General features: G+C 39.8%; 12 protein-coding genes. 11 read left to right on the top strand and 1 reads right to left on the bottom strand.

The annotated features are described in order from the left end of the window. The first annotated feature begins 68 nt into the window (after nt 1-68). From V5804_RS01280 to V5804_RS01260, 5 genes are all read left to right on the top strand, one after another. Complete coding sequence (locus V5804_RS01280) at nt 69-1,010, top strand: glycosyltransferase family 2 protein (RefSeq protein ID WP_369589589.1); 942 nt, start codon at nt 69-71, stop codon at nt 1,008-1,010. A 208-nt stretch (nt 1,011-1,218) separates the two neighbouring features. Continuing rightward, the gene (locus V5804_RS01275) at nt 1,219-2,244 is read left to right on the top strand and encodes a glycosyltransferase family 2 protein (protein ID WP_369589564.1); all 1,026 of its coding nucleotides are present in this window, start codon (nt 1,219-1,221) and stop codon (nt 2,242-2,244) included. Further along, the gene (locus tag V5804_RS01270; protein ID WP_369589563.1) at nt 2,237-3,511 is read left to right on the top strand and encodes a glycosyltransferase family 2 protein; all 1,275 of its coding nucleotides are present in this window, start codon (nt 2,237-2,239) and stop codon (nt 3,509-3,511) included. The genes V5804_RS01275 and V5804_RS01270 overlap by 8 nt, the downstream gene beginning before the upstream one ends. Nucleotides 3,512-3,513: 2 nt before the next feature. Continuing rightward, a complete protein-coding gene (locus V5804_RS01265) occupies nt 3,514-4,419 on the top strand; it encodes a glycosyltransferase family 2 protein (RefSeq protein WP_369589562.1) in 906 nt (301 codons plus the stop codon). A gap of 224 nt (nt 4,420-4,643) precedes the next feature. Beyond that, the gene (locus V5804_RS01260; RefSeq protein ID WP_369589561.1) at nt 4,644-5,819 is read left to right on the top strand and encodes an acyltransferase family protein; all 1,176 of its coding nucleotides are present in this window, start codon (nt 4,644-4,646) and stop codon (nt 5,817-5,819) included. Between the two features lies 1 nt (nt 5,820). On the opposite strand, the gene V5804_RS01255 is transcribed toward V5804_RS01260, so the two are convergent. Next, nucleotides 5,821-6,792, bottom strand: coding sequence for an NAD-dependent epimerase/dehydratase family protein (locus V5804_RS01255; RefSeq protein WP_369589560.1), 972 nt, complete (start codon nt 6,790-6,792; stop codon nt 5,821-5,823). Nucleotides 6,793-6,913: 121 nt separating this feature from the next. On the opposite strand from V5804_RS01255, the gene V5804_RS01250 reads away from it, so the two are divergent. The 6 genes from V5804_RS01250 to V5804_RS01225 all read left to right on the top strand — a co-directional run. Continuing rightward, nucleotides 6,914-7,348 carry a helix-turn-helix domain-containing protein gene (locus V5804_RS01250; protein WP_369589559.1) on the top strand — a complete coding sequence of 145 codons (435 nt, stop codon included), beginning with the start codon at nt 6,914-6,916 and terminating at the stop codon, nt 7,346-7,348. Nucleotides 7,349-7,425: 77 nt separating this feature from the next. Continuing rightward, the gene (locus V5804_RS01245) at nt 7,426-8,190 is read left to right on the top strand and encodes an SDR family NAD(P)-dependent oxidoreductase (RefSeq protein WP_369589558.1); all 765 of its coding nucleotides are present in this window, start codon (nt 7,426-7,428) and stop codon (nt 8,188-8,190) included. Between the two features lie 629 nt (nt 8,191-8,819). Further along, on the top strand, nt 8,820-9,050 hold the full coding sequence (locus tag V5804_RS01240) for an addiction module protein (protein WP_369589557.1): 231 nt from the start codon (nt 8,820-8,822) through the stop codon (nt 9,048-9,050). Nucleotides 9,051-9,349: 299 nt separating this feature from the next. Next, nucleotides 9,350-10,162, top strand: coding sequence for a hypothetical protein (locus tag V5804_RS01235; protein ID WP_369589556.1), 813 nt, complete (start codon nt 9,350-9,352; stop codon nt 10,160-10,162). 389 nt (nt 10,163-10,551) lie between these two features. Next, nucleotides 10,552-12,825, top strand: a complete 2,274-nt coding sequence (locus V5804_RS01230) for an aconitate hydratase (protein WP_369589555.1) — start codon at nt 10,552-10,554, stop codon at nt 12,823-12,825. 242 nt (nt 12,826-13,067) lie between these two features. Further along, a partial coding sequence (locus V5804_RS01225; RefSeq protein WP_369589554.1) for a PKD domain-containing protein occupies nt 13,068-15,144 on the top strand: 2,077 nt, incomplete at its 3' end.

Raw genomic sequence — 15,144 nt, 5'->3', positions numbered from 1 at the left:
GGATACCAGATACACCGCCCAAAATTGCACCACTTGGGGCAAATATTAAACGGCCTTTTTGGTCTGTGATGATACCTGCCTACAATTGTTCTGTTTTTTTGCCTGATGCAATCCAAAGTGTGTTGGCGCAGGATATGGGAGAAGACATGATGCAAATAGAAGTCGTTGACGATTGCAGCACGGACGCGGATGTGGAAGCATTGGTAAAAAGGGTTGGAAAAGGAAGGGTTTTATATTACAGGCAGGAAAAGAACGTGGGCAGCCTCCGCAACTTTGAAACTTGCATCAACCGTGCCCTGGGCTATCACATTCATTTATTGCATGGGGATGATCGCGTAAAGCCGGGATACTATCAACATATCCAATCGCTATTTATAAAGTACCCAAAAGCTGGTGCTGCGTTTTGTGCCTGGAACAATATTGATGAAGAAAATAATATTTTGCGCCGTTCTGCTATCGAAGTTGGAAAGCCGGACCTTTTGGTAGGATGGTTACCTAAATTAGCTGAACATACACATATCCAATATGTTGCAATCACTGTAAAGCGGGAAACTTATGAAAAATTAGGCAGCTTTTATGGTGTTACTTATGGCGAAGATTGGGAAATGTGGGCAAGGGTTGCAAGGGAATATCCGATAGCTTATACGCCCGAAATACTTGCCGAATACCGCGAACATAAAAGTTCAATTTCAAGCCATAGTTTTCTTACCGGTAAAAACATTAGTGATATTGCTAAAGTAATTAACACAATTAAAGGTTATCTGCCAAAAAAAAGCCAGAAGAGAATTAGTCGTTTGGCAAAAAAAAACTATATGCATTGGGCGTTTTATTATACGCAAGATTTATGGGTACAAACAAGAAATTTGAAGCTCGTTTATAATCAAATGAAAGAGATCCTCAAAGTTTATATTGATTTAAAGCTTGTAATAATGCTGTTCATATTTGGATTAATGATTTTAATAGATTTATTTTTTAGGGTTCCAAAAAAGCTATACCATTTGATACGATAACGCATCCTACTTGTATTATAATCCTAAAGCTTTTTTAAATTAATATTGAAAAAACAATGCTTCTTTTACCCTATTAAAATTGGTATTTATGTTTTTTCCTTCAAAAAAGAACAAAAAGTTTAATGTTTTTTATAGGATAAAAGAAGCATAAAAAATAGCTGAACAATATTTAAACCGGACTTAATTAAAAAATTAAACGATAACAATTTTGCAAAGGATACCAGACACACCACCCAAAATTGCGCCGCTTGCGGCAGGTATTAAACGGCCTTTTTGGTCTGTGATGATACCTGCCTACAACTGTTCTGTTTTTTTGCCGGATGCCATCCAAAGTGTGCTGGAGCAGGACCCGGGCGAAGAAACGATGCAAATAGAAGTTGTGGACGATTGCAGCACGGACGACGATGTTGAGGCATTGGTAAAAGAGCTTGGAAAAGGAAGGGTTTTATATTACAGGCAGGAAAAAAACGTGGGTAGCCTCCGCAACTTTGAAACTTGCATCAACCGTGCCCAGGGTCATCATATTCATTTGTTGCATGGAGATGATCGTGTAAAGCCGGGGTTTTACAGCAGTTTGAAAAGATTGTTTGACAATTTCCCTGATGCCGGGGCTGCTTATTGTGCATGGAATTATATTGATAACCAAGGCAATGTTTTGCGGCCGTCAAGGATAGAAGCAGAGGCAGAATGTGTAATAGAAAATTGTTTGTCCTTATTGGCTGAGCAGCAATTGCTCCAATACGTTTGTATTGCGGTTAAGCGGGAAGTTTATGAAAAATTAGGCAGCTTTTATGGTGTAACCTATGGCGAAGACTGGATCATGTGGGCAAGGGTTGCAAAAGAATATCCGATAGCTTACGTGCCTAAAATACTTGCTGAGTACCGGGAACACGAAAGCTCTATTTCTAACACCAGTTTTATTACGGGCAAAAATATAAGGGACATTAGCAAAGTTTTTAGTATCATTAATAGTTACCTTCCAAAAGAAAAACAAAAAAAAGCAAGTTTAGCAGCCAGAAAAACCTACGTTTATTGGGCGTTGGGCATAACTTGCGATATTTGGCACACAACTAAAAACAGGGAGATTGTTTCCAACCAATTAAAAGAAATACTTAAACTATACAAAGACCCAAAAGTTCTCAGGATCACGGCGCGTTTAATTTTTTCAATGAGGATTAAAACTTATGCCAAAGACCTGAAAAAAGTTTTAAATTTTAATTTAAAAAATGAGTAAAATATTACCAGCCAATATTGAGCATGTACAGCTTGACGGTTTAGCTTTTAAACCAAAACAAAAAGGCTATTGTTATTTAGTGTTTTGGTGGTATAGTATCCCTTTGGGTGATTTGTATATCGAATTTGATGGACAGGAACCCAACAATAGTAAATTAAACAAGGCAATTATTAATGCCATTGCCCCTACAATTGATTTTTATGCAGCTAAATATAAACCAAAAGGTAATTACCAAAAGGAATTTATAAGTGGTAATTACGATGTTTTTAAAAAAATTATGGCCGAAATTTTTTCTGCCTGTCTGCCGGTTGATATTCCAAGTAAAGTGGGTGTTTCTGTTGTTATTTGTACCCGGAACAGAAGCCAGGACTTAAAGTTGTGCATAGAAAGCCTGTTAAAGCAAACGTGCCTGCCTGAAGAAATTATTGTAGTTGATAATGCACCAACAGATAACAGTACACAACTTATTGCAGAACAATATAAAGATGTTACGTATTGCAAAGAGGAGCGCCCCGGGCTTGATATTGCAAGGAATAGTGGGGCTTTAAAGGCTAAAAATCAGATTGTTGCATATACAGATGATGATGTTCAGGTACATCCATTATGGACTTACCGGGTTTGGGAAACGTTTTTAAAAGAAGATGTCCATGCCATGACTGGTTTGGTGCTTGCTTCATCTCTTGATACAGAAAGCCAGCAAATATTTGAAAAGCATTGGGCTTTTAACAAAGGATATCTTTATAAAGTATATAACAATCAGTTTATAAAAGAAAATTTAAAAGTTGGGCCAAAAGTTTGGGACATTGGCGCTGGTGCAAATATGGCTTTCAGAAAACAGGTATTGGCAAAAGTAAACTGGTTTGATGAAAGGTTGGATGTTGGGGCTGCTGGTTGCAGTGGCGACTCTGAAATTTGGTTTAGGGTTTTAGAAAATAATTTCAACATTCAATATAACCCACAAGCTGTTGTGTACCATGAACATCGAAAAGAACTTGGTAAATTGCATAAACAGCTTTTTAATTACATGCGTGGTTTTGCTGCAGCGGCTTTAATACAGCATGACCAAAATAAACATGCAGGCTATCGCAAACATCTGTTTTACAAACTTCCGCAATACTATTTTTATTTGTTGGTTAAGGGTTTTCCGTCTTATAAATTTAACCACAGAACGGTTTTTAGTGAGATACATGGTTTACTTTCTGGAATAAAATTTTATTATCAGAACAGAAAAAAACCTGCTATCCGTTCTGGTATTAACAAAGTTTAGCCATGCAAAAGCAGCTTGTCTCTGTAATTATACCATGCTACAATCAAGGAATATATCTTGAAAAAGCTATAGAAAGTATCCTTTCACAATCTTACCGAAACTTTGAAATTATTGTTGTGGATGATGGTTCAACCGATCAAACAAAAGAAGTTGCACAAAAGTATCCGTTGGTAAAATATGTTTATCAATCCAACCAAGGTGTTTCTGCTGCACGTAACATTGGGATAAAAAACAGTACTGGAGAATTAGTTGTATTTCTAGATGCGGATGACTGGCTTTTGCCTGATGCTCTTTTTATCAACATAAATTACTTAATACAAAATCCTGAAGCTGCTTTTGTATCTGGTGCCCACGAGCTATTTTATCAACCTGAAAACAAAAGCTGGCTCATTCAAAAAGAAGTAACCGAAAACCATTATTGCAATTTGTTGCAAGGAAATTATATGGGACTGCCTGCGGTAGGGATGTACCAAAGATGGGTTTTAAATGAATTTCAATTTGATACAAACCTGCACTATTGCGAAGACTATGATCTGTGTTTGCAAATTGTACGCAAGTATCCGGTTGTTCATCATACCGCGCCGGTTGCAGTTTACAATTTCCATGAAGATAGTGTTTCCTCAAACCATGTAGAAATGTTAAAATATGCTTTATTGGTATTGAATAAACAGAAAAGCATTGTTTTAAATGAACCAGAAGAAGCATGTTTGCAAAAGGGTTTGAACAATTGGAAAGTTTATTATTCTGAAAAAATTTATAATAAGTTGCTTTATCAATTGTACGATTTAAACTTGCAAGTTGATAAAGAAGGGCTTGAAGCATTAAAGGAAAACGACCAAGAACTGTATTTTAAATTTATTGCCGAAAACAAGTTTAACGATAATGTAGATATTATTACAGGAGCATAACTTACAAATAGAGAACGTATAAATAACTTGTTATATCAGGGCCTGTTTAAATTTATACAAGAAAAAATTGCCAATGCTTCTTTTACCGTATAAAAATTGGTGCCGCATTGATTTATATAAATTCAAAATCAAACATTTGCCCATTTTATAGCTGATAAAAGAAGCATTGATGTCCTGTTGAATAAATTTTAAAACATACTTTCAATATAAACAACTTTTTAAAATTGGATAATTTTACAACAAAAATTTATAACAAAAAGGAATTGCTAATTGCTGAAAATATTAAAGAAAACAACTTTGATATTTTAAGATTGTTTTTAGCTGTAATCGTAATATACAGCCATTGCTTTGTACTTTGCTACGCAAAAGTAATTGATACAGAACCAGGAATGGTTTTTACAAGAAACCAGATGGATTTAGGAGGCGTTGCAGTAGATTTCTTTTTTGTAACAAGTGGTTTTTTAATATTTAGAAGTTATGAATACAGCGGTACATTCGCATCATATTTGAAAAAAAGAATACGCAGGATTTGCCCTGCTTTTTTTATTGCCTTTATTTTAAGTGTTTTGTTTTTTGGGATGTTGGGCGCAACTGATCGTCATCATATAATCGGATCCTGGACTGGATATTTTTTAAACTTGCAACATAAAAAGCAAACTATTGTAAATCTTTTAACACTGCGAAAACCTCCCTTGCAGAATTCCTTCACCCTAAATCCTTTACCAGGGATGATTAATGAACCGTTATGGTCTATTCAATATGAGTTTGCTTGCTATTTGATTGTACCCTTAGCAGCCATCATGGGCGTTTTTAAAAAGAAAAGGACAGCCTTATTTTTATTCTTGTTAAGTTATATTGTATTCTTTTTACAATTGAAATATCCCGCGTTTTCCTTACGGTTTTATACAAGCATATTCTACCGTTATCCAATTGATTTTCTTTCTGAAATTCTTGATTCTTATATTTTGCCCAGGCTTTTTGTTTACTTTTTTTCTGGTGCTTGTTTTTATCTGTATCGGAATTATATCCTTCGAAAAAAGGTATTTGTTGTTTTGTCCCTGGTAGCTATTGTTGTTTCTTGCATTGGTGTGCCTTGCATCAATTTAACATTGCCAATTGCCGGAAGTTACTTGTTTTTTTATATCGCTTATCATCCCAATATTCGCTTTCAAAACTTTGCCAAAAACGGGGATTTTTCTTATGGCATGTACCTTTATGCCTGGCCTGTACAGCAGTTGTTTTTGTATTTTTTAGGAAGGCATTTAAATCCTTACAGCTTATTTTTTAGTGTTTTGCCTGTAGTTTATTTTACGGCGTTTTTAAGTTGGCATTGTATTGAAAAATACTTTTTAAAACCGAGAGAAAAAAACAGTTATCCAAAAACTGTTTTGAGTAGTTAATTTAATCTTTCACTGCTTCACAAATCTCCCGAACCGTTTCCTTCACCGGCTTAAACACAAAACCAATTGCTGCTTTTACCTTGCCATTATCATAATCCTGGATCCGGCTGGCCGATTGTGCCGAGATTTTATCCACGCCCAATTTTTTGCCGGTAAAAACAGTACCCAAAGCCGAGGCGCGCCAGGCCAGTTCCAGCATCCAGGGCTTGGCTTCAAAAGCTGGCGGTTTGATGCCAAAACAATTGGCAGTTTCCTCAAACAAAGTTTTATAGCCCCAGTTTTCGGCGTTGATGATAAAACGCTGGTTGCTGATCTTACTTTCCATCAACAAAATCATTGTTTTGGCCACATCTTCCACATCCACCAAACCGCAACTGCCGGAAGTGTAAAATTTTAAGCCTTTGCGTACGGTTTCAAAAATTTGCCCGGTGCCTGCTGTGCCTGCATTTTTTCCGATGATTAAAGACGGGTTTACAATTACGGCATCCAAACCTTCGGCCATCCCGCGCCAAACTTCCATCTCACTTTCGTATTTAGACATAGCGTAGGCGTTGTCTTTCGGCGTTTCTTCCAAATGATGGTTTTCGTTGATCAGTTCGCCGGGTTTCCCTTCGCCAACGGCCGCAATCGAGCTGACATGTAAAAGCCGGATCCTTTTTTCAACACAAAGATTAACCAAATTGGCCGTGCCTTCTACATTGTTTTGGATCAATTTCTTTTTCAAGGAAGGATCAAAGGAAACCAAAGCCGCGCAATGATAAACTTGCGTAACACCTTGCAATGCTTCGTTTAGCGCATCAATTTCAAGCAAATCTGCTTCAACCCAATCAATTTTTTTTTGATAAGGAAGCAGGATTTCGGGAACCACAGAACTTGCCCTTTTGATACAACGGATACTGTTTTTACCGGCTAAAATTAGTTGTCGGCATAATTCTGAACCTAAAAAACCTGTTGCACCGGTAACTAAAACCATCAGCTTTTAAAAAAATAATCCTGTAAAATTAATTATTTGGGTTTGATTAAAGAGGAAAGTCGGCATTATTTGCTTGAACTGGTTTGTGGAAAACTACAAATCATAAAAGTTCATACAAAATATGATCAAAAAGAAGGTTCATCTGTATTATCCTTATTTTTACCCAATGCCGCTACCCAAAAAAGTCCTTTCCCGGAAAGACGAAATTACTGCTGATTTTTTAAGATTGTTTGATCAGTATGTAGATGATTTGCTTCACCAACGGGCAACTGTGCGGTTTCATACCAGTCATTTTGCCGCAATGTTGTTTATCCACCCGATACATTTAACCAATACAATTAAGCTAACGACAGGAAAATCGCCTTGCGAAATTATGGAAGAACGCTTACTGGAAGAAGCACAAAAAATGCTGCGCCAAACAGAAATGTCTGTGGCGGATATCTCCTACAAACTGGCTTATGGCGAACCGACCAACTTTATAAAATTTTATAAATCAATGACCGGGACAACGCCCTTACGCTACCGGAAAGCCTTAAAAATTGCTGCTTTGGTTTGATAAAATACTGAAGAGTACACCATTTTTTCCAGGCATATATTGTTCAGCTTTGTACCACAAAAACAAATATGGACAATATGAAAACGAACAACAAAATTGCTTTGGTAACCGGCGGCAGCCGCGGTTTGGGCAAAGACATGGCCTTTAGCCTTGCAAAAAAAGGGATTGGCGTGATCCTGACTTACAACAGCAAAAAAGAAGAAGCGCTTGCCGTGGCAGACGAAATAGAACAGGCCGGGCAAAAAGCCGCAGCCTTGCAATTAGACACAGCCGATGTAAAAAGTTTCGATGCTTTTTTTAGGCAGGTAAAAACAGTATTGCAAGATACTTTTGAAACCGATCGTTTTGATTTCCTAATCAACAATGCAGGCATCGGTGTCCACGCTTCTTTTGCCGAAACAACAGAAGAACAGTTTGACCTTTTGCTGAACGTTCACTTTAAAGGTGTGTTTTTCCTCACCCAAAAAGCGTTGCCTTTAATCGCTGATGGCGGCCGCATCATCAACCTTTCTACCGGTTTGGCCCGCTTTAGCAACCCCGGTTATGCTGCCTACGCATCTATGAAAGGCGCTATCGAAACGCTAACCAAATACCAGGCAAAAGAACTCGGTTCACGCGGGATTGCTGTCAATATAGTGGCCCCGGGAGCTATCGAAACTGATTTTGGCGGTGGTGTGGTACGAGACAACCCCGATATAAACAAATACATTGCAGCTACAACAGCTTTAGGTCGTGTAGGCCGCCCGGACGATATCGGAAGCGTGGTGGCTTTTTTATGTACCGATGAGGCTAAATGGATCAATGCACAGCGTATTGAAGTTTCGGGCGGCGTGAATTTGTAGGGTTTTTTTGCCTGTTTTAATTTTGATAAGTATTTTTTTCAAAATTGGTTTTCATTAAAAGGGCTAAGGTTTAGCGTCAGTTCTTTGCCTACGCATGCCATACGATGGTTGACCGTCCGCGCCTGCGCCTGCCATCCCTGTTGCCAGCCCAACGCCTTTCGACTTGCGGCCTTCCCCTTTCGGCAGGGCAACATGGCAACGCGAACGGAAAGCATGCGAAGCGCCTGGCTTGTGCCCTTGCGCCAAAGCCAAACGTTCTTCAATAGTTGATTTTGGTGTATTTGCACGGCCCGTAATGCAAAATGAAATAATATAAACTAATTTAGGTTGAACACTTAGTACCGATGGTTTAACAGTTTTTAGTGTGGTTTTATAAAAGGCATACGAAATTTTTCTGTGGGATGTTTTAAGCGGCGATTTTGACCCGGATATTTCTCCGCAGCAATGTTGCCAAAATGTGGTGGATAAAAGCAGTAACGGTTCGATTGTAGTTTTTCATGACAGTTTAAAAGCCTGGCCGCGGTTGGAATATGTGCTGCCGAAAGCATTGGCTTTTTGGCAGGATAAAAGGTATGTTTTTAAAAGTTTGTGAGGGATTTGCAACTTCTAAATAAGCTATATTTGTAATTATGAACCTTCAATATATTTCTGACAATATAGGAAAAACCACCGGCGTATTCATCCCGATTTCTGAGTGGAACGAACTCAAAAGTAAATACAAGGGTATTGAACAGGAGCATACGGACATACCTGTTTGGCAGATGGAAGAAGTGGAAAAGCGCCTTCAGGATTACAGGAACGAACCGGAGCAGGCATTGGATTTTGATGCTGCGATGGACGATATTGAAAAAGGTCTTTAGATGTACCGCGCCGTTATATTTTGCACAACAATTTTTTGCCGGTAAAAGAAGCATCGGTATTTGTAAATAGGGGATTTGAAATCTAAAGTTTCAAGGTTGGGGTTACAAACCCGCAACCAGCAGACCTAACCGGTTTATATATCCCGACCAATAAGGATGTTATATAGAATCTTAGTTAACAATAAGATAAAAAAAGCATTTTCGATACAATAAATTTCCTCGCTTAAAGATTATGATTTAAAGTCCGCGGCAGTAAAAGATCCAATAATTGTTTTAAATAATGTTTGTGAATGACTAAAATGAATACAATTACAATAGTTGCTTTAGTTTTAATTTTTGGAGGAGGCATTGGGGCGATACTCTTGACAGTTGGACAATCAATTAGCTCTTCAAAAGATAAAAGTGATATCATTAATACAACAAAACAGGAGAATATTGCATTGAAAAATGACATTAAGGAACTTAGGAAGGAAAGAAATGAACTTAATAATGAATTAGTAAAACGAGACAATAAGTTACAGAAGAGAAATGATAAGATAATTGAACTAAGTCAAAGGCTCTCCGACAAATCTGAATATATTCAAAATTATTTAACAGGAGGTAATGGTTATCCTGTTGTTGACATTGAAAAATTTGCTACAGATAATTACAATGAAAATAAAGGGCTGTTTAAACTGAGAATTGTATCTAAATTTCCTATTTATAATTTAACTATTAATGTTTACGATTATGACATGTTACTTAATAGCTTTCATGAAAAGCCATTTACAAAAAACCCAGTTGTTACCTTAACGGATTTCAATAAGGCTAAAATTATAGCATTTAAACTTGACGAGCTAACACCTATTCAGACTCAGTATCTTGACAAGAAAATTAAATTAGGTTCAGCAAGGTTCTATATTCAAATCAGGGCAAGGAATAATGTTTATATCGAAAAAATTGCCACCATTATTTACGATAATACAATATATTTTGGCTATCAAGTATTTATTTTAGACGGCAAACTTATGGAGCAGGGCTTTACGAATAATATATCTGAAGAGATACAAGCAAAACTGATTAGAAAACTAAATTCAATTTCTATGAAAAATAATTTTGATTTAGCTGAATAAAAGGGAGTGTAAATTGAAGTGTGTCAGTTTTGCTTTTAAGCATTTTGTAATTGCAGTTTAATTCTATCCTAAAACATAATTGTATAGTTGAGATAAAGTCAAGTTCTAGTTGTGCGGCGGCATTGTCCATTTCTCGGCTACCCTGCTGGTCCCTACTGTTCGGGGTGCAACCCCGTCTTTCGAGCTTGAAATTTCTAATCCCGCTTAAACCTACACCATCGCCTATCATACAACAAATCTACCTATAAGCCACCGTAAAAACCCAACCTTTCCCCATTCCACACCAATCAAAAATCCAAAACCGATACTTCTTTTACCTGTTAATTTTGTAGATTCGCACCCGTACTTCGCCCGTTTAATTATTAATCACCCAAATAAAAATCAATAAAATGGCTTTTGATTTAAATATGATTCAGCAGGTTTACAATCGCTACGGCAGCCGTATCGAGGCTGCCCGTAAAGCAGTTGGTAAACCGCTCACCCTCACCGAAAAAATCCTGTATTCCCATCTTTCTGAAGGCGACCCGACCCGGGAGCTTTTACGCGGGGTGGATTATGTTGATTTTGCACCCGACCGTGTGGCCATGCAGGATGCAACCGCGCAAATGGCGCTTTTGCAGTTTATGCAGGCGGGCAGGCCGCAGGTTGCCGTGCCTTCCACGGTGCATTGCGATCACTTAATCCAGGCAAAAGATGGTGCCGGGGAAGATTTAGACACCGCAAAAAGCCAAAACAAAGAGGTTTACGATTTCCTTTCTTCCGTTTCCAATAAATATGGTATCGGTTTCTGGAAACCGGGGGCCGGCATTATCCACCAGGTGGTTTTAGAAAACTACGCTTTTCCGGGCGGCATGATGATCGGTACGGATTCGCACACCCCAAACGCCGGGGGTCTAGGTATGATTGCGATTGGTGTTGGCGGTGCCGATGCTTGCGACGTAATGGCCGGACTGCCCTGGGAACTAAAATTCCCGAAACTGATTGGTGTAAAACTGACTGGAAAACTTTCCGGCTGGACGGCAGCAAAAGACGTGATCCTGAAAGTGGCCGGCATTTTAACCGTTAACGGCGGAACCGGCGCCATTGTAGAATATTTTGGCGAAGGCGCACGTTCGATCTCGGCAACCGGAAAAGCAACCATTTGCAACATGGGCGCCGAAATTGGCGCCACCACTTCAATTTTTGGTTACGATGAAAAATCAGAAATCTATTTGCGCGGAACAGAACGTGCCGCCATTGCAGATGCAGCCAATGTCATTAAAGAACATTTAACCGGCGACGAAGAAGTTTATGCCAACCCGGAAGCTTATTTTGATGAGGTGATTGAAATCAACCTTTCCGAACTGGAGCCTTATGTTAACGGTCCGTTTACGCCAGATTTGGCCTGGCCGATTTCTAAATTTGCCGATGCCGTGAAAGAAAACAACTGGCCGGCACAATTGGAAGTTGGTTTGATTGGTTCCTGTACCAACTCTTCTTACGAAGATATTACCCGTGCGGCTTCCATCGCCACGCAAGCCATTGATAAAGGCTTAAAAACCCGTGCCGAATTTACGGTTACGCCAGGATCAGAACTGGTACGTTATACAGTAGAGCGCGATGGTTATTTAAACACTTTCGCACAAATTGGTGGCGTGGTTTTGGCAAATGCCTGTGGCCCTTGCATTGGCCAGTGGGCGCGCCACACCAGCGACCCGACACGCAAAAATTCCATCATTACTTCGTTTAACCGCAACTTTGCCAAACGAAATGACGGCAACCCAAATACGCACGCGTTTGTGGCCTCGCCGGAAATTGTAACCGCTTTTGCCATTGCCGGTGATCTTTCTTTTAACCCGCTGACCGATACACTGACCAACGAAAGCGGGGAACAGGTAAAATTAGACGAGCCGCAAGGTATCGAAATGCCGATCAAAGGTTTTGCGGTAGAAGATGCCGGTTACTTAGCTCCTGCTGTTGATGGCAGCACGGTGGAAGTAAAGGTTAGCCCGACTTCAGACCGTTTGCAACTGCTCGATCCTTTTAAAGCCTGGGAAGGAACCGACATTACTGGCCTAAAATTGCTGATCAAAGCCAAAGGGAAATGTACCACCGACCATATTTCGATGGCTGGCCCCTGGTTAAAATACCGCGGCCATTTGGATAACATTTCCAATAACATGCTCATTGGCGCGATCAATTTCTTCAACCTAAAATCTGATACCGTAAAAAACGAACTGACTGGCGAATATGGCCCGGTTCCGGCTACGCAACGTGCCTACAAAGCCGCAGGGATTGGCAGTATCGTAGTGGGTGATGAAAATTATGGAGAAGGATCTTCCCGTGAACATGCGGCGATGGAACCGCGCCATCTCGGTGTCCGTGCCATTTTGGTGAAATCTTTTGCGCGTATCCACGAAACCAATCTCAAAAAACAAGGGATGCTGGCTTTAACTTTTGCCAACCGCGAAGATTACAACAAAGTTTTAGAAGACGATACGATTGACATTACCGGTTTAAACCAGTTTGCGCCGGGCAGCCAATTAACGGTTGTTTTGCACCATGGCGATGGCACACAGGAATTATTCCCCGTAAACCACACGTACAATGCGCAGCAAATTGAGTGGTTTAAGGCAGGAGGCGCGCTTAACATCATCCGCCGCCAGCAAAAAAATGTGGTATAAAAACAGTATTGCTAATGTTACCCAAAAAAGCCCCGAAATTTATCGGGGCTTTTTCTATTTTTAGAAAAGATTAAACTTTGTTAAAATTTATTTGACAGGATTATAATGCTTCTTTTATCACCTAAAATTTGGTAAACAATTGGTTTATTTAAATTGATGGAGGCCACCAATTTATATAGGGTAAAAGAAGCATGGCATTTTTTCTTGTATAAATTTAACAGGCTCTTAAAGCAGGAAAACAATTGAAGCAAATCAAGCGCATACTTCTTTTATCGGTCTTTTTTTTAAGTTTTGCGGCTGCTTTAAAAGCGCAGGCACCGGTAAACGATAATTGTTCGGGTGCGATTGATTTGTCGAGTGTTCACAACTTTTGTTCTGATAATGCAGCTTACACCAATGTAAATGCTACGCCAAGCGGTTTAGCAAAATCACAATTTTGGCCTGCAGATGGAAATGATGTCTGGTTTAAATATACAGCCATTGCTTTTGATTTGAATATAGCGGTTACCGGAAATGAAAACGGTAGCGGCACACTAAATTCCCCGTTAATTGCTATATACAGTACAACAGATTGTTCCAATTTTTCAGAATTGATTGGATCTGTTTCCAATAGCAGTACTGTTACTACTTTATATAAGGGTGGTTTAACCATCGGGCAAACGTATTACATCCGTATAAGCGCAGCAGACAGCAATACGGGCACTTTCAAAATTTGCCTTAACAATTATAATCCGGTTTTAAAACCCGGCCAGGATTACAGTTCGGCTTCAATTATTTGTACTAAAGATGCTTTTACACAAACCAACGTAAGCGGTGCAGGGTCTAACAATCGCGAATCAGCCGGAACTTGTTTAGATAATGGCCCTTCAACTGCACCTATTGAAGCTAATTCTGCCTGGTATAAATGGACTGCTGCCAATAACGGCACGTTAACTTTTACCATTTCCCCCACAGTTTCCGGGGATGATATTGATTGGGTTTTGTATGATTTAGGAACCAGCGGAAGCGCCGCGAATGTAAATGCGGCAAATGCTATTCGATGTGCATCAGGCAGCGGCGTTAACTGCACACCTTTTTACAACCAGACCGGATTAAATTTAACTTCTACCGATTTAACAGAAATGCCTGGCTGCGTCCCTGGCCAGGATGGTTTTGTAAAATATATTGATATGGTGCAAGGCCATGTTTATGCTTTGCTGATCAATAATTTTTCCAGCGGCAACAATGGATTTACAATCTCCTTTACCGGTTCTGGCAACACTACCGGGACTTTTTTAGGCCCAATTGCCAAGTTGGCCATGCAGGTTAACAACGGTTGTACACCAAGTCCAAGCTTTACTTTTACCAATCAATCTACCAATTACACCAAATTAAAATGGAGCTTTGGCGATGGCGCCAGTATTGATTCTGCCAATGGCGAAGGGCCGTACACCATTACTTATAAAACACCGGGGACAAAAACAGTAGTTTTGCAGGCCAGCAATCCGCAAGGTTGTATCACGGTAGATTACAAAACTTTTGATATTCCGGTAAAACCAGCCATACCCGTTGTGCTAAATTCCAACACCAATTATTGCCTGGGCGATAATTTGGTTTTGAGGGCGCAAATCCCTTCCGCTAAAACTTCGTATTTATGGCAGGGGCCAAATGGTTTTTCTTCAACGGATTCCGTCGTTACCATTCCGCTGACCAATTATAACCAAGCCGGGGTTTACACGTTGGTTATTACCCAAAACGGTTGTTCGAGCGATCAGGCATCCATTACCGTTCCGCCCATCGGCAAAACGCCGGTTTTGAATTTTACGGTTACACCCAACAATTTATGTATGCCGCAGCAAAGTTTTACCATCACCAATAATTCTACCGATTACACCACTTTAAACTGGGATTTTGGCGCCGGTGCCAGCATAGCCAGTGCCACTACCAACGGGCCTTTTACCCTTACCTATGCTTCTTTTGGTGATAAAAAAATCACCTTGACCGCTACCGGTGCGCAAGGTTGTGTTACTGTTTTTACCCAAACATTTAATGTGCCGCAGAAACCTGTTTTAACGCAACTAAACAAAGTTAAAGGCCCGTACTGCATTGGCGATACGCTGGTGATGAGCACGACCGTAACCGCCAACACCGTTTACACCTGGACCGGGCCTAATAATTTTACTTCCAATCAATCTTCTATACGCGTGCCAATTACCGGGCCATCGGTTGCCGGCACTTATTCACTGGTGATTACGCAGGGTTTATGTTCCAGCGATCCGGTTTTTACCACCATTAACGCAACGGATATTGTGCCGGTTCCGGTGGCTGCTTTTGATGCCA

It is taken from the genome of Mucilaginibacter sp., from assembly GCF_041088075.1.
Classification (GTDB): Bacteria; Bacteroidota; Bacteroidia; order Sphingobacteriales; family Sphingobacteriaceae; genus Mucilaginibacter_A.
Note: the sequence above shows the minus strand (reverse complement) of the source record. Positions and strands in the feature narration are given on the sequence as shown.